Source organism: Streptomyces sp. NPDC006326 (genome assembly GCF_040612915.1).
Taxonomy (GTDB): Bacteria; Actinomycetota; Actinomycetes; order Streptomycetales; family Streptomycetaceae; genus Streptomyces.
In genome coordinates, this window is the sequence record NZ_JBEXRC010000048.1 from 37,876 (window position 1) to 53,242 (window position 15,367).

Genomic DNA, 15,367 nt, shown 5'->3' on the forward strand with positions numbered 1-15,367 from the left:
CTGACCCGGCACGGCGCCGCGCAACGTACGGGGCGGAGAAGCACCCCCGTGGTTGGATGACCGCGTGCTGAGCTCAACCCTCCTGCCCGAGCCGGTACGCCGCCTCGCCGCCTGGTGCGTCGTCGTGCTGCTCGTCACCGGTGTGCTCGCGGTCGGCATCTGGCTGTGCTACGTCTTCCGCACCGCCGTCACGCCCGTCCTGCTCGCCCTGCTCGGAACCGCCCTGCTCGGGCCGCTGTACCGCCGGCTGGTCCGGATGAAGGTGCAGCGCTCGCTCGCCGCCGCCCTCACCTGCCTCGCCGTGCTCGCGGTGGCCGGCGGGGCCACGTACGTCGTCGTACACGCGCTGATCAGCACCGGTGACCAGATCGTCGGCTCCCTCAAGCGCGCGGGCCACGACCTCGCGGCCCACTTCGGTGCCGCCGGCACCTCCCTGGAGGACGTGGCCTCGCACGCCAAGGAGCTGCTGGGCAAGTTCGGCGCCACGGCCGCCTCGGGAGTGATCACCGGCATCAGCGTCGTCGCGGAGGTGATCGCGACCGCCGTCCTCGCACTGCTGCTGATCTTCTTCTTCCTGCGCGACTCCCACCGCGCGGCGGGCGCGCTGCGCTCGCTGGCGCCCCGCACGACCGGTGACACCGTCGTGGCCATCGCCCGCCGCGCCTTCCGGGCGGTCGAGGGGTTCATGCGGGGAACCACCTTCATCGCCCTGATCGACGCCGTCTTCATCACCGCCGGACTGCTGATCCTCCGGGTCCCCGGCGCGGTCGGGCTCGGCGCGCTGGTGTTCGTCGGCGCGTACATCCCCTACCTCGGCGCCTTCATCTCCGGGACCGTCGCCGTCCTGGTCGCCTTCGCCGACCGGGGCTGGGTCATCGGGCTGTGGGCGGTGGGCGTGGTACTCGCCGTCCAGGTGCTGGAGGGGCACGTCCTCCAGCCGTTGATCCAGAGCCGGACGGTGCAGATGCACCCGGCGGTGGTCATGCTGGCCATCACGGCCGGCGCGAGCGTCGCCGGCATCCTCGGCATGCTCCTCGCCGTCCCCCTGACGGCAGCCGCCTCCGGCGTGGCCTCAGAACTCCGCGGCCCCCCCGCCGACGGCGGCCCGGCGCAGGGGGCGACGGCAAAACCCCGGTGACGGGTGGTCACCGGGGTTCCAGGCTCTGGAGGCGGGAGCGGGTCAGCGGGGGGTGGTGGGGATGGTGCCCAGGCGGCCGGCCTGGAAGTCGTCGAAGGCCTGCTGGAGTTCGTGGCGGGTGTTCATCACGAACGGGCCGTAGTGGGCCATCGGCTCGCGGATCGGGCGGCCGCCGAGCAGGACGACCTCCAGGTCCGGGGCGTTGGAGTCCTGGGACTCGTCCGCCCGCACCGTCAGCGAGCCGCCTTCGCCGAAGACGGCCGTCTGGCCGGTGTGGACCGGGCGGCGGTCGGTGCCGACGCTGCCGCGGCCGGCCATGACGTAGGCGAGGGCGTTGAAGTCCTCCCGCCACGGCAGGGTGAGCTGCGCGCCCGGGGTGATCGTCGCGTGGATCATCGTGATCGGGGTGTGGGTGATGCCCGGGCCGGCGTGGCCGTCGAGTTCACCGGCGATCACGCGGAGCAGGGCGCCGCCGTCGGGGGTGGACAGCAGCTGGACGCTGCCGCCGCCGATGTCCTGGTAGCGCGGGGGCATCATCTTGTCGGACGCCGGGAGGTTCACCCACAGCTGGAGGCCGTGGAAGAGCCCGCCGCTGACGACGAGGGACTCCGGCGGGGCCTCGATGTGCAGGAGGCCGGAGCCTGCGGTCATCCACTGGGTGTCACCGCCGTTGATGACTCCGCCGCCGCCGTTGCTGTCCTGGTGGACGAAGGTTCCGTCGATCAGGTAGGTCACGGTCTCGAAGCCGCGGTGCGGGTGCCACGGGGTGCCCTTCGGCTCGCCCGGGGCGTACTCCACCTCGCCCATCTGGTCCATCATGATGAACGGGTCGAGGTACTGGTAGTTGATCCCGGCGAACGCGCGGCGCACCGGGAATCCCTCGCCCTCGAAACCACCCGGGGCGGTCGTGACGGCCAGCACCTTGCGGGCGGCGGTCTCCGCGGTGGGCTCGGCGACGCGCGGGAGCGTCAACGGGTTTTCCACAGTCACTGCAGGCATGGTCGGAACCTCCTTCTGCGCCGAGTTTAGTTGAAACTCGAACTTTCTGCCACACCCGGCAGAACAGCGCCCCGCGCCCCGTCATTCCCGCGGTCAACCCGGGGACCGCAAACGCCGTCCTTCCAGGGGAAAGCGTCCGGATGACCGCCTGGGGAGACGGCATGGCCAAGCGTTTCGGCACCTTCTTGAAGCCGCTGGGCAAAGCCCTCGGCACCTCGGCGGCGCTCGTCACCCTCGGGTGGGCGGCGTGGCGGTGGGCGGCCACCGGAATGCCGATGAGCCCGCTGCCCGGTTCCCCGTGGCCGTACCTGGCCACCTGGGGCGCGCTGTGCCTGGCAGGCTGCCTGCTGCTGCGGTGGGCGACCGCCCGCGACGGGGCCGAGGGCACCGACTACGTCGTCGCCGTCCTCGCCTTCGCGGGCATCCGGCTCTCGCTCGCCCACCGGCCGGGGCTGACGCCGCTGTGGGCGTACGCGGCCGGGGCGCTGGCCGCCGGCGCGGCGGCGGCGGTGCTGTGGCGCCGCTCCCGCCGCACCGCCTGAGGTCCCCGGAACGCGAAAGGCCCGCCCGGCCGCACGGGGCGGAGGGGGCGGGCTTTACGCCGGGGGCCGGGCGGTCAGCCGTACATGCGGCGCATGGCGAAGTCGACCATCTGCTCGACGGCCTTCGCGTCGAAGACCATGCGGTGGTCGCCCTCCATGTCGAGGACGAAGCCGTACCCGGTCGGCAGCAGGTCGATCACCTCCGCCCCCGTGATCACGAAGTACTTGGACTCCTTGCCCGCGTACCGGCGGAGCTCCTTGAGGGTGGTGAACATCGGGATCACCGGCTGCTGCGTGTTGTGCAGCGCCAGGAAGCCCGGGGTCTCGCCGCGCGGGCAGTACACCTTCGAGGTGGCGAAGATCTGCTGGAAGTCCTCGGCCGACAGCGACCCGGTCGTGAAGGCCCGGACCGCGTCGGCGAGCGACGGCGGCGAGGGCTCGGGGTACAGCGGCTGCTCGCCGTACCCGGCGCCGGGCATCTGCTGCTGCGGCGGGGCGTACTGCTGCTGGGCACCCGGGTTCTGGTCGTAGCCGTACATGGCGGTCAGCCTACCGAGGGCGCGGGGCCGCCGGGCGCGCTCCAGGGGTTCTCCGCCGGTCCGAGACCGAAGCTCGTGCGCGCGATTTGACACTGGTCACAGTCGTCACCGGAGGGTTGCCGTTATTACCCGCGGGTAGCATCATGTTGTTACCGATTGGTATGTACGAGGAATCTGTCTCCCCGAGCCTTAACGGAGCCGTCGCCATGGGGCACTACAAGTCGAATCTCCGCGACATCGAGTTCAACCTCTTCGAGGTGCTCGGCCGCGACAAGCTGTACGGCACCGGCCCGTTCGGCGAGATGGACACCGAGACCGCCAAGAGCGTGCTGTCCGAGATCGCCCGGCTCGCGGAGAACGAGCTGGCCGAGTCCTTCGCGGACGCCGACCGCAACCCGCCGGTCTTCGACCCGGCCACCAACACCGCGCCGGTCCCGGCCTCGTTCAAGAAGAGCTACCAGGCCTTCATGGACTCCGAGTACTGGCGCCTGGGCCTGCCCGAGGAGATCGGCGGCACCACCTCGCCGCGCTCCCTGATCTGGGCCTACGCGGAGCTGCTGCTCGGCTCCAACCCGGCCGTCTGGATGTACTCCTCGGGCCCGGCGTTCGCCGGCGTGCTCTTCGAGGAGGGCAACGAGGCGCAGAAGAAGATCGCCCAGATCGCGGTCGAGAAGCGCTGGGGCTCCACCATGGTCCTCACCGAGCCGGACGCCGGCTCCGACGTCGGCGCCGGCCGCACCAAGGCGATCCAGCAGGAGGACGGCTCCTGGCACATCGAGGGCGTGAAGCGCTTCATCACGTCCGGCGAGCACGACATGGAGGAGAACATCCTCCACTACGTCCTCGCGCGCCCCGAGGGCCACGGCCCGGGCACCAAGGGCCTGTCCCTCTTCCTGGTCCCGAAGTTCCACTTCGACTGGGAGACCGGCGAGCTGGGCGAGCGCAACGGCGTCTACGCCACCAACGTCGAGCACAAGATGGGCCTGAAGGCCTCCAACACCTGCGAGATGACCTTCGGCGACCAGCACCCCGCCAAGGGCTGGCTGATCGGCGACAAGCACGACGGCATCCGCCAGATGTTCATGATCATCGAGTTCGCCCGCATGATGGTCGGCACGAAGGCCATCGCGACGCTCTCCACCGGCTACCTGAACGCGCTGGAGTACGCCAAGGAGCGCGTGCAGGGCCCGGACCTGGCGAACTTCATGGACAAGACCGCGCCCAAGGTCACCATCACGCACCACCCCGACGTGCGCCGCTCGCTGATGACGCAGAAGGCGTACGCCGAGGGCATGCGCGCCCTCGTCCTCTACACGGCGTCCGTCCAGGACGAGATCCAGATCAAGCAGGCCGCGGGCGAGGACACCACCGCGCTGGTCGGCCTGAACGACCTGCTCCTGCCGATCGTGAAGGGCTACGGCTCCGAGAAGTCCTACGAGCAGCTCGCCCAGTCCCTGCAGACCTTCGGCGGCTCCGGCTACCTGCAGGAGTACCCGGTCGAGCAGTACATCCGGGACGCCAAGATCGACACCCTCTACGAGGGCACCACCGCCATCCAGGGCCAGGACTTCTTCTTCCGGAAGATCGTCCGCGACCAGGGCGCCTCGCTGAACGTCCTCTCCGAGACGATCAAGAAGTTCCTGGCCGAGGCCGTCGGCGGCGAGGAGCTGGCCGGCGCCCGCGACGCGCTGGCCAAGGCCGCCGTCGACCTGGAGGCCATCGTCGGCCAGATGATCGTCGACCTCACCGCCACCGGCGAGGACGTCAAGAACATCTACAAGGTCGGCCAGAACACCACCCGCCTGCTGATGGCCTCGGGTGACGTGGTCGTCGGATACCTGCTGCTCAAGGGCGCGGCCGTGGCCGCCGAGAAGCTGGCCGGCGCCTCCAGCAAGGACGTCCCCTTCTACCAGGGCAAGATCGCGGCGGCGAAGTTCTTCGCCGCGGAGGTCCTGCCGGGCGTCTCGGTCCAGCGCAGCCTGGCCGAGGCCGTCGACAACTCCCTGATGGAGCTCGACGAGGCCGCCTTCTAGGCTGCGGGGCTCGCCCCCACATCTGTGCGCGGTGTACGTACACGCAGCGGCCGGATCTCCGTACGGGAGGTCCGGCCGCTGCCGTTGCGGCGCCCCCCGCGGCGCACCGGCATTCCCCCGTTGTCGGTCCCCCGTGCGACGCTGGAGGGCATGAGCCCACAGGAGCAGCACGGCAACAGCAGGGGGTACTCCGTCCCGACCGGGCGGCCGTACGCCCTCCGGGAGCTGCAAGCCGCCCTGGGCAGCCTCGGCGACCACCTGCGGGAGCTGTACGACGGCTCCCACCCCGCGGAGTACGAGGCCGTGGCCGACGCCCTCTACACCGCGTTCCAGACCGCCGCCGGGCTCGCCCCGGCCAAGAGCTACACCGGCTGCCCCGAGCACCCCAACGGCGCCCTCGACCCCGAGGCGCCCGACGGCTGGGGCCGCTGCCTGATCTGCAACGACCGGCGCCGGCTCGGCCTGCGCGCCCAGGGCGGGCGCGGCGCCCGCCCGGCCGCCGCCCCGCCCGCGGGGGAGCAGCGCCGGCTGGGCTATCCCGTACCGGACCCCCCGTACACCCTGCACGCCCTGCGCGCCCACCTGCGGACCGTGGAGGACCGCCGGTTCCACCTGGGCTTCTCCTCGCCCGCCGAGGACTTCGTCGCCATCGCGGACGATCTCCACCGCGCGTTCATCGTGGCCCGCGAACTGTCCCGGCCGCGCAACGCCTCGGGATGCTCCGAACATCCCGGCGCGCCGATCGACCCCGACGCGCCGCCCGGTGAGGCCTGTATCTTCTGCGCCGGACGCAAGAGACGCGCGCAGCGCTCCGCGACGACCCCGGAGATGCTCCCGCGCATCCGCCGGGGCGAGCGCAGGCAGCTGCAGCGCCGATTCGAGCGACCGCCGGGCTGAGCCGCCGCCGGAACAGCGGAGACACAGCCCGCACTCCCGGGCGCATCGGCTATCCGCCGCAGTCCGGCCATGGCGAACACGACCGTCGTTAAGGTGAACCACATGAGCTCTCCCGCCCGCTTCGACCGCGGACACACCGACGATCTGATGACCTTTCTGGCGGCCAGTCCGTCGCCGTACCACGCCGTGGCCGAGGCGGCGGAGCGGCTGGAGAAGGCCGGTTTCAGGCAGTTGGCGGAAACGGACGCCTGGGACGCGGGCAGCGGGGGCCGGTTCGTGCTCCGCGGCGGCGCACTCGTCGCCTGGTTCGTCCCGGAAGGAGCCGCCGCGCACACTCCGTTCCGGATCATCGGCGCGCACACCGACTCCCCGAACCTGCGGGTGAAGCCGATGCCTGACACGGGTTCACAGGGCTGGCGGCAGATCGCGGTCGAGATCTACGGCGGCACCCTGCTCAACACCTGGCTCGACCGGGACCTCGGCCTGGCGGGGCGGCTCACCCTGCGCGACGGCTCCGAGCGGCTGGTCAACGTGGACCGCGCCCTGCTGCGCGTCCCGCAGCTGGCGGTGCACCTGGACCGGTCGGTCAACTCCGACGGGCTCAAGCTCGACAAGCAGCGGCACATGCAGCCGATCTGGGGCCTGGGCGAGGTGCAGGAGGGCGATCTGATCGCCTTCCTGGAAGAGGAAGAGGGCCTGGAGCAGGGCTCGGTGGCCGGGTGGGACCTGATGGTCCACTCGATCGAGCCGCCCGCCTACCTGGGCCGCGACCAGGAGCTCCTCGCCGGGCCCCGGATGGACAACCTGCTCTCGGTGCACGCGGGCGTCGCGGCGCTGGCCGCCGTCTCGACCGCCGAGCGGCTGGACCACATTCCCGTGCTCGCCGCGTTCGACCACGAGGAGAACGGCTCGCAGTCGGACACGGGGGCGGACGGACCGCTGCTGGGGAACGTGCTGGAACGTTCAGTCTTCGCCCGCGGGGGCTCGTTCGAGGACCGCGCGCGCGCCTTCGCGGGCACCATCTGCCTGTCCTCGGACACGGGCCACGCCGTCCACCCCAACTACGCGGAGCGGCACGACCCCTCGCACCACCCGCGCGCCAACGGCGGCCCGATCCTGAAGGTCAACGTCAACCAGCGGTACGCGACGGACGGCAGCGGGCGCGCGGTGTTCGCGGCGGCCTGCGAGCGGGCCGGCGTGCCGTGGCAGACGTTCGTCTCCAACAACTCGATGCCGTGCGGTACGACGATCGGCCCGATCACGGCCGCCCGCCACGGCATCCAGACGGTCGACATCGGCGTCGCGATCCTGTCGATGCACAGCGCCCGCGAGCTGTGCGGTGCGGACGACCCGTACCTGCTGGCCAACGCGCTGGTGGCGTTCCTGGAGGGCTGAGGGCCCACGGCCCACGGCCGACGCACGGGGCGGTCCGCGACCGACGGCCGGAGCCCGCCGGGAGACCCGGGGGCTCGGCCGGGCGGGCGATCCCCGGCCGGCACTGCGGTGTGATGAACCGACCGTGACACTGCGTCATGATCTGCTGGACTCTCCTCACGCACGGCAGGCAGTGCCCGGTCGAGAAGGAGAGTCCCGTGCTCCGTACGCCCCCCGCCGCAGGCGAGCACCGAGCGGTCCGCCGGCTGCGTCTCCGGCTTCCGCTCCCCGTCCGGCTCCGCATGCCGCGGGTCGCCGCCTCCGGCGTGGTGGCCTTCCTCCTCGCCCTGCTCTCCTCGGCGCCCGCACCGGCCTCCGCCACCGCCGAGCCGGCGCCCGCTCCCGTACCCGCTGCCGCGGCGCAGGGGCCTTTGGCGCAGGGCCCGCGGACGCAGGGTCCGTCGGTGCAGGGCTCCTCGGAGTCGCTCACGCTGGAGGATCCGCGCACCGTCGCGCACTTCGACTTCGCCGCCGGGCAGACGCCCGAGAACATCGCCCTCGAACCCGACGGCTCCGCGGACCTGACCTTCGCCCTCGCGCGCCAGGTGGCCCGGGTCGACCCCCACGGGAACACCCGGGTCCTCGCCGAGCTCCCCGCCGTGGCCGACCCGCAGACGCCCCTCGTCGGCGCCGCCGTCGTCAGCGGCATCGTCCGCACCCACGACGGGACCCTCTACGTCGCCTACAACACCGGCACGACCGAGACGGGCGTCTACCGGATCACCCCGGACGGCACCGTCGCCAAGTTCGCCGACCTGCCGCCGGACGGCTTCGCCAACGGCCTCGCGCTCGACGAGAAGCACGGCGCGCTGTACGCCGCCGACTCCGTCCTCGGCGCGGTACGGCGGATCTCCCTGGGCGACGCCTCCGTCACGGCCTGGGCCACCGGCACCGCCCTCGCACCCACCACGTTCATCGGCGCCAACGGGATCAAGGTCCACCACCAGGCGGTGTGGGTGTCCAACTACGACCGGGGCACGCTGCTGCGCATCCCGGTCGGGGCGGACGGCTCGGCCGGGGCGATCACCACTCGTGCCGACGGGCTCGACGGAATCGACGACTTCGCCTTCGCCGGGCGCAGCGAGACCGTCCTCGCCGCCCTGAACCCGGGCAACGAGCTCGTCCTGGTACGCCGCGACGGCACCCGCACCGTCCTGCTGACGGCGCGGGACGGGCTGTCCGGCCCCACGTCGGTCGCGGTGCGCCGCCACACGGTGTACGTGCCCAGCGCCTCCTTCACGACCGAGCAGCCCGACCCGAACCTGCTGATCGCCCGCGTCGCGGACGCCGAGAAGGACGGCAAGGACGCCAAGCACGCCAAGGACGGGCCGGGCCGCGGCGGCCACGGGGCCCGGGGCGACCGCGGCTAGGCGGCCGGCCCCGGGCAGCGGGTCAGGCGGCCGGCCCGGTCAGGCGTCGAGCCCGGCGAGGACGAGCGGGAGCCTGGTGGCGCCGTCCGCGGTGACGGTCACCGGGACTCCCCAGTCCTGCTGGTGCACGTGGCAGGCCGGGTACTCGTTCTCCGGGTCGTCGTCGCAGGAGGCCGCCATCGCGGACACGTGCAGGACGCCCTCGGTGACGTCCGGGTTCAGCACCAGCTCCCGGAACAGGTCCGTCCCCGCCCCCTCCCCCGCCGCCAGCAGCTCCGGCGGGGTCGAGGACACCAGCAGGCGGGTCGACGGTCCGTAGCGGGTGTCGAGCTTCTGGCCGCCCGGCGCCTGGAAGACCACGTCGAGGCGGAGCGTGCCCGGGGCGACCTCGGTGGCGGCGCGCTGCGTGCGGTGGGCGACCGCGTCCACCCGTACGGCCTCCTCGGGCAGCCGCAGCCGGGTCAGCCGGTGCCGGGCCGACTCGACCACGACGATGTCCTCGCCGGCCAGGACGGCGTCGCTGGGCTCGCGCAGGTCGGTGGCCAGCGTGGAGACCTGCCCGGTCGCCGGGTCGAAGCGGCGCAGGGCGTGGTTGTACGTGTCGCACACCGCGACCGAGCCGTCGGGCAGCGCGGTCACGCCGAGCGGGTGCTGGAGCAGGGCCTGCCCGGCGTCGCCGTCCCGGTGCCCGAAGTCGAAGAGGCCGGTGCCCACGGCGGTCCGTACGGCGTACCCCTCGCCCTCGGGTTCCACGTACCGCAGGGCGCTGGTCTCGGAGTCGGCGAACCACAGCCGGTCCCCGGCCGCGGCCAGCCCGGACGGCTGCGCGAGCCAGGCCTCCGCAGCGGGCCCGTCGTGGAGCCCCTCGTTGGTGGTGCCGGCGGAGACGGCCACGGTGCCCGCCTGCGGGTCCCAGGTCCACAACTGGTGCACGCCGGCCATGGCGATCCACACCTTGCCCTGCCACCAGGCCACGTCCCAGGGCGAGGACAGGTCCACTTCCAGGGCCGGCCCGGAGGTGGGGGAGCCCTGCCACCACTGCCGGCCGGTCCCGGCGACGGTCTCGACGGCGCCGGTGGCGGGGTCGAAGGTGCGCAGCGCGTGGTTGACGGTGTCGGCGACGACGACCCGCCCGTCGGGCAGCAGCGCGAGCCCCTGCGGCTCGCTGAAGGCCTCGGGCCCGAAGCCGCGCTCACCGCTGCCGATGCGGCGCACGACGCTCTCGCCGTCCGCGGCCAGCTCCACCAGCTGGTGCCGCGTGGTGTCCGACACGAGCAGGTTCCCGGACGGCAGCACGAGCGCCTTCCCGGGGAACCGCAGGTCGCCGGCCACCGGCTCGGGCGCCACGTAGGGCCCGTCCCCGCGCCGCAGGGTGCCCTTGGCCTCGTGCTCGGCCTCCAGCTCCTCCACCAGGCGTGCGAGGGCGTGCGCATGCCCCTCACCGGCGTGCTGCGCGACGATGTAGCCCTCGGGGTCGATCACGACCAGCGTCGGCCAGGCGCGCACGGCGTACTGCTTCCAGGTGGCCAGCTCGGGATCGTCCAGCACGGGGTGGTGCACCTCGTACCGCTCGACGGCGTCGACGACGGCGGCGTGCTCGGCCTCGTGCACGAACTTCGGCGAGTGCACGCCGATGATCACCACGGTGTCGCGGTGCTTCTCCTCCAGCTCCCGCAGCTCGTCGAGGACGTGGAGGCAGTTGACGCAGCAGAAGGTCCAGAAGTCGACGATGGTGATCTTCCCCCGCAGGTCGGCGAGGGTGAGGTCTTTGCCTCCGGTGTTCAGCCAGCCGCCCTTGCCGATCAGCTCGGGGGCACGGACACGGGCACGGCGGGGCGCGGGCGCGGGGGTGGGCGCCGGGGCGACATCGTTCATGCTTCAAGCTTGCCATCCGCGCATGAACGCCCGGTCACGGCCGTGCGAAGCGGCCCCCGCCGGGCAGGTCCACCCTCCGGGGTGAGGACGCGGCCCGCACAGCCGTGCGACGCTGGGCGCAGGCAGCTGAAGGAGGCGTCCGGCATGACCACCGCACCGGACTACAGCGAGGGCATCGATCCCGAGCGCGCGATGAAGTACGCCCTCCAGCGCTGGTTCGGGGACCGCACGGAGATCGTCGAGGGGGTGCTCAACCACGTGACGCCGAGCTGGGATCACGAGAACGCCGCCGAGGAGATCCGCGATCAGATCAAGCCGCGGGTCAGGGAACTCGGCTGCGTGACCGGCTCCGGCAACCTCGACCTCCCGGGCTCGGCGAACTGGTACGTACCGGACCTTGCCGTGGCTCCGAAAGAGCCGGCGAAGGGCGGCGGGGCCTTGTTGCCCGACCAGACCCTCCTGATCGTCGAGGTGACCTCGGAGTCGGACGCCGAGACCGACCGCGTCGTCAAGCGCAAGCGGTACGCCGAGTACGGCGCACCGCTGTACCTGCTCGTCGACCGGCTGGACAAGACCGTCACCCTGTTCTCCGGGCCCGGTCGGCTCGGCTACACCGAGGTCGACGGGCCGCACCCGTTCGGGGAGACGGTCCGGCTGCCGGAGCCCTTCGGGATCGACCTCGACACCAGCGGGCTCTAGGACGCTAGGAAGCGGCGAAGAGAGCGCTCAGGCGGGGGAGGCGGGCTCCGGTCTCGGCGGTGTCGTCGAAGTCGAAGTCCCAGGCCGGGTCCAGGGGCGGGTAGCTGATCGTGAAGGAGTCCGCCGGCAGGGTGCAGCCCGTCGCGGACTCGTACGCCGTCCAGGCGATGGACAGGGCGGCCTCGTCCCACAGTTCCAGACCCTCCGCCGCGGCCTCGCGGACCGCGGGGTGCTCCGCGAGGGAGTCCGGGTCGGCCAGCGCCCGGGTGAAGACCGCCTCGCCCTGCGTCAGGAGCCAGCCGCGGAAGTAGTCGAAGCCGTCGTCCGAACAGCCTCCGTTGATCACGTACGCCGCCGCCCAGAGGGGACTGCGGTAGGACTGCGCCAGCAGGTCCCACAGCACCTGCTGGGCGGCGGCTATCTCGGCCGCCGGGCGGCGCGCCAGCAACTGCGCGGCGCACGGGGCCACATGGTCCGGTCCGGCCTCCGCGCGGGCGGTCTCGATCAGCTTCCAGAACGTCTGCGTGTCCATGGGGGAAGCCTGGCACCCCCCTCTGACATCAGAGGGTGAGGAAGGAGTGGAGGGATGCGGTGAGTGCGGTGACGAAGGCGTCCCGGGTCTGCGGGGGCACCAGGTCCAGGGAGAGGTACGGGTTGAGGTCCTCCAGCTCGACCAGGAGGAGCTCCCCGGACGGCGCCCGGCAGGCGTCCACGCGCTGGATGCCGTGGCTGAGGGTGTTCCACGCGATGAAGGTCCGCGCGAAGTCCAGGTCCGCCGGCGTCGCCTCGTACGGGCGCAGCTCCCAGCGGCGCTCCGGGTCCGGGGCGTACAGGGCGTACTGGAAGGCGTCGTCGACGAAGTAGAAGGACACCTCGTACGCGAAGTCGATCCGCGGCTGGATGAGGTGCTCCCCCGCCGGGCCGGCCGGGTGCGGGGTGAAGGTCAGGCCGATGGAGTCGGCGCCCTGCTTGGGTTTGACCGCGTACGAGGGGACGTCGGGCAGGAGGGCGAGCCGGGCCGGGTCGTCGATGGTGGGGATCACCGGGTAGCCGGCTTCGGTGAGGTCCAGGAGGTACTGCTTGCCCGCCATGTCGCCACGGCCGGTGAGGGGGTTGTAGACGCGGGTCCCGGCGGCGAGCGCCGCCGCGCGGAAGGAGTCGTACGCCTCCTGGTAGTGCAGGACCGGCCCGCTGTTGCGGACGACGACCGCGTCGAAGCCCAGGGGTATGAGGGCCTCGGCGTCCCGCGGATGGCACAGGGCCAGGTCGAAGGACTCGCGCAGCCGGGCGGTGAGGAGGACGTCCTCGTCGCCGTAGCGGCGGCCGCGCGCCGGGTACGCCAGGTCGGTCACGTAGAGGAGGGCCATGGCCGAAACCTATCGCGGGCCCCGCAGGCGGCTCGCGGCGGCGGCCGGGCGGCCGGCTGCTCAGCGGCGGCCGCGGTGGCGGCTGCGGGCGGCGAGCTGCCCCTGGACGTAGGCGTCGGTGTCCGGGGTGTAGGGACCGCCGTGGTCGAGGGTCAGGTCGGTGACGCGCTGCCATTCGGCGAGGGCGGCGCGGACGGACGCATCCGCCCGCGACCAGTCGCCGGCGGCCTCCAGGGCCTTCTCCAGCGCGGCCGCCGCCTGGTGGTGCGTCATGCCGGTGGCCTCGGCCCGCACCCGGTCCCGGGCCGCGATCTCACCGGGGGTGGGCTCGTGCGGCTCCAGGGCCGCCTCGATCGCGGCCTCGGCTTCCTCGGTCTGCTCGGACACGACCCCGTCCCCCCTGCTCGGCTTCCCGTTCCCGTTTCCCGCCGCGGTGTACCCGCTGCGGCGGTTTCCAAACCGTGCGCTCAGCGGCCGAGCCGGCGGTCCTTCAGCGCCGGGAACTGCTCGCGGGTCTGCGCGACCTTCGCCGGGTCGAGGTCCACGGTGAGGACGTCCTCGCCGGGGCCCGCCTCGGCCAGCACCTCGCCCCACGGGTCGACGACCAGGCTGTGGCCGGCCTGTTCGACGCCCGCGTGCGTGCCGGCCAGCCCGCAGGCCAGGACGTACGCCTGGTCCTCCACGGCGCGCGCCCGGTTCAGCAGGGTCCAGTGGGACCGGCGGCGGGCCGGCCAGCCGGCCGCCACGACCATGGTGGTGGCACCGGCGTCGACGAGGCCGCGGAACAGCTCGGGGAAGCGCAGGTCGTAGCAGGTGGCGATACCGAGGGTCTGCTCCGGCAGGGCGACGGTGGTCAGGGTGTCCCCGGCGGACATCAGCACCGCCTCGCCCTGGTCGAAACCGAAGCGGTGGATCTTGCGATAACTGGCGGCCAGCTCGCCCGCCGGGGAGAGCACGAGGGCGGTGTTGTAGAGGGAGCCGTCGCCCGCGCGCTCCACGACCGAGCCCGCGTGCAGCCAGACCCCGGCGTCGCGGGCGGCATTGGACATGGCCTCGAAGGTGGGTCCGTCGAGCGGCTCGGCCTCGGTCTCGAAGAGTTCGTAGGCGAAGGCGCCCACCGTCCACAGTTCGGGCAGGACGACGAGGTCCGAACCGGCCTGGTCGCGGACGAGACCGGCCGCCCGGGACCGGCGGGCGGCCACCGACTCCCCGTCGTGGACCGCGATTTGGATCAGAGAGGCGCGCACACTACCACCGTCCTGGCGTTCAGGCCCTCGACTCGGGCCTACGATCGTCACACGAAAGCACTGCCGGGGTGCTCACCGGCAGCGTAGTTTTGGAACCAGTCCACACGCTTCCGAAAAAACGCGCCACGCGCCACTGAACAGCACCGCGAGGGGTCCCGTTGACCGTCCAGCCGCATCCCAGCCTCCAGCCCTATGCCGACGCGTGGACACACTCCGTCGAGGCGATATCCGAGCTGGTCCTCCCCCTGACGGAAGGTGAGTGGAACCGGGCGACGCCGTGCCCGGGCTGGTCCGTGCGTGATGTGGTGTCACACATCATCGGCATCGAGTGCGAGATGCTCGGGGACCCGCGGCCGATCCACACCGTGGCGCGCGACCTGCGGCACGTGGTCGACGAGTTCAGCCGGTACATGGAGGTGCAGGTCGACGTCCGGCGCCACCACACCGCGCCCGAGATGACCTCCGAGCTGGAGTACACGATCATCCGCCGCTCGCGGCAGCTGCGGAACGAGAAGCGGGATCCGGCCACGATGGTGCGGGGACCGCTGGGCGAGCAGGTGACGCTGGAGCTCGCGCTGCGGCTGCGGGCGTTCGACGTGTGGATCCACGAACAGGACCTGCGGACGGCGCTGGGCGTGCCGGGCAACTGGGACTCCCCGGGCGCGTACGTGGCGCGGGACCTCCTGCTCGCCGGGCTGCCGAAGGTGGTCGCGAAGGAGGCCGGGGCCCCGGCCAACTCGGCGGTGGTCCTGGACGTGCACGGACCGCTGGAGTTCATGCGGACGGTACGGGTGGACGCGGAGGGCCGCGGCACGGTCGACAAGTCGCCTTCGCTCGGTCCGGCGGTGACGCTGGCCATGGACTGGGAGACGTACGTCCGCCTGGCGGCGGGCCGGGTCAGGCACCAGGCGGTGGCCGACCGGGTCAAGGTCGAGGGCGACGCCGGACTGGCCGACGCGATCCTGGCACACTTCGCGGTCACCCCGTAGCGGCCCGAGGAGTTCCGGGCGGAGGCGTCCGTCCTCGACCTCGGCGCCGTACAGGTGGGCACGTTGAGACCGTGGTGACACCGGGAGACGGCCCGGGCATCGCTGATGGGCCCGTCCCGGAACGCGTACCCCCCGGCCATTCCTCGGGGGCTTCCCGGCAGTCTGTTGTCTTTCCGGGGCGGGCCGGGCGGTCAAGGGTGGCCGAAGGCCATCGCGAAGCGACGCGAACGAAGAGAGC

15 protein-coding genes are annotated in these 15,367 nt (G+C 72.4%); 8 read left to right on the forward strand and 7 right to left on the reverse strand.

Features of this window, described 5'->3' with window-relative positions:
- Nucleotides 1–64 precede the first annotated feature (64 nt).
- Nucleotides 65–1,138 carry an AI-2E family transporter gene (locus tag ABZ128_RS29250; protein WP_356852116.1) on the forward strand — a complete coding sequence of 358 codons (1,074 nt, stop codon included), beginning with the start codon at nucleotides 65–67 and terminating at the stop codon, nucleotides 1,136–1,138.
- A 42-nt stretch (nucleotides 1,139–1,180) separates the two neighbouring features.
- On the opposite strand, the gene ABZ128_RS29255 is transcribed toward ABZ128_RS29250, so the two are convergent.
- Nucleotides 1,181–2,137, reverse strand: a complete 957-nt coding sequence (locus tag ABZ128_RS29255; protein WP_356852118.1) for a pirin family protein — start codon at nucleotides 2,135–2,137, stop codon at nucleotides 1,181–1,183.
- A gap of 161 nt (nucleotides 2,138–2,298) precedes the next feature.
- Between ABZ128_RS29255 and ABZ128_RS29260 the strand changes: the two genes are divergently transcribed.
- On the forward strand, nucleotides 2,299–2,679 hold the full coding sequence (locus ABZ128_RS29260) for a hypothetical protein (RefSeq protein ID WP_356852119.1): 381 nt from the start codon (nucleotides 2,299–2,301) through the stop codon (nucleotides 2,677–2,679).
- 74 nt (nucleotides 2,680–2,753) lie between these two features.
- Here ABZ128_RS29260 and ABZ128_RS29265 read toward each other — a convergent pair whose 3' ends face one another.
- Complete coding sequence (locus ABZ128_RS29265; protein ID WP_356852121.1) at nucleotides 2,754–3,218, reverse strand: SseB family protein; 465 nt, start codon at nucleotides 3,216–3,218, stop codon at nucleotides 2,754–2,756.
- 206 nt (nucleotides 3,219–3,424) lie between these two features.
- Here ABZ128_RS29265 and ABZ128_RS29270 point away from each other — a divergent pair, with 206 nt between their 5' ends.
- From ABZ128_RS29270 to ABZ128_RS29285, 4 genes are all read left to right on the forward strand, one after another.
- Nucleotides 3,425–5,251 carry an acyl-CoA dehydrogenase gene (locus ABZ128_RS29270; protein ID WP_356852141.1) on the forward strand — a complete coding sequence of 609 codons (1,827 nt, stop codon included), beginning with the start codon at nucleotides 3,425–3,427 and terminating at the stop codon, nucleotides 5,249–5,251.
- 150 nt (nucleotides 5,252–5,401) lie between these two features.
- Nucleotides 5,402–6,148, forward strand: coding sequence for a hypothetical protein (locus ABZ128_RS29275; RefSeq protein ID WP_356852122.1), 747 nt, complete (start codon nucleotides 5,402–5,404; stop codon nucleotides 6,146–6,148).
- A 102-nt stretch (nucleotides 6,149–6,250) separates the two neighbouring features.
- On the forward strand, nucleotides 6,251–7,543 hold the full coding sequence (locus tag ABZ128_RS29280) for a M18 family aminopeptidase (protein ID WP_356852123.1): 1,293 nt from the start codon (nucleotides 6,251–6,253) through the stop codon (nucleotides 7,541–7,543).
- Between the two features lie 197 nt (nucleotides 7,544–7,740).
- Nucleotides 7,741–8,952: a hypothetical protein gene (locus ABZ128_RS29285; protein ID WP_356852125.1), complete on the forward strand. Its 1,212-nt coding sequence runs from the start codon at nucleotides 7,741–7,743 to the stop codon at nucleotides 8,950–8,952.
- 39 nt (nucleotides 8,953–8,991) lie between these two features.
- Here the strand turns inward: ABZ128_RS29285 and ABZ128_RS29290 are convergent, their stop codons facing one another.
- Complete coding sequence (locus ABZ128_RS29290; protein WP_356852127.1) at nucleotides 8,992–10,827, reverse strand: NHL domain-containing thioredoxin family protein; 1,836 nt, start codon at nucleotides 10,825–10,827, stop codon at nucleotides 8,992–8,994.
- A gap of 144 nt (nucleotides 10,828–10,971) precedes the next feature.
- Between ABZ128_RS29290 and ABZ128_RS29295 the strand changes: the two genes are divergently transcribed.
- Nucleotides 10,972–11,526, forward strand: a complete 555-nt coding sequence (locus ABZ128_RS29295; RefSeq protein WP_356852129.1) for a Uma2 family endonuclease — start codon at nucleotides 10,972–10,974, stop codon at nucleotides 11,524–11,526.
- Nucleotides 11,527–11,530: 4 nt separating this feature from the next.
- On the opposite strand, the gene ABZ128_RS29300 is transcribed toward ABZ128_RS29295, so the two are convergent.
- From ABZ128_RS29300 to ABZ128_RS29315, 4 genes are all read right to left on the reverse strand, one after another.
- Entirely contained in the window at nucleotides 11,531–12,058 is a 528-nt protein-coding gene (locus ABZ128_RS29300) for a DUF4240 domain-containing protein (protein ID WP_356852130.1), read from the reverse strand.
- A gap of 28 nt (nucleotides 12,059–12,086) precedes the next feature.
- Entirely contained in the window at nucleotides 12,087–12,893 is an 807-nt protein-coding gene (locus ABZ128_RS29305; protein ID WP_356852132.1) for a hypothetical protein, read from the reverse strand.
- A 60-nt stretch (nucleotides 12,894–12,953) separates the two neighbouring features.
- Nucleotides 12,954–13,280, reverse strand: coding sequence for a hypothetical protein (locus ABZ128_RS29310; protein ID WP_356852134.1), 327 nt, complete (start codon nucleotides 13,278–13,280; stop codon nucleotides 12,954–12,956).
- An 80-nt stretch (nucleotides 13,281–13,360) separates the two neighbouring features.
- Entirely contained in the window at nucleotides 13,361–14,140 is a 780-nt protein-coding gene (locus tag ABZ128_RS29315) for a carbon-nitrogen family hydrolase (RefSeq protein WP_356852135.1), read from the reverse strand.
- 158 nt (nucleotides 14,141–14,298) lie between these two features.
- On the opposite strand from ABZ128_RS29315, the gene ABZ128_RS29320 reads away from it, so the two are divergent.
- Nucleotides 14,299–15,129: a maleylpyruvate isomerase family mycothiol-dependent enzyme gene (locus ABZ128_RS29320; protein ID WP_356852137.1), complete on the forward strand. Its 831-nt coding sequence runs from the start codon at nucleotides 14,299–14,301 to the stop codon at nucleotides 15,127–15,129.
- The last annotated feature ends 238 nt before the right edge of the window (nucleotides 15,130–15,367 follow it).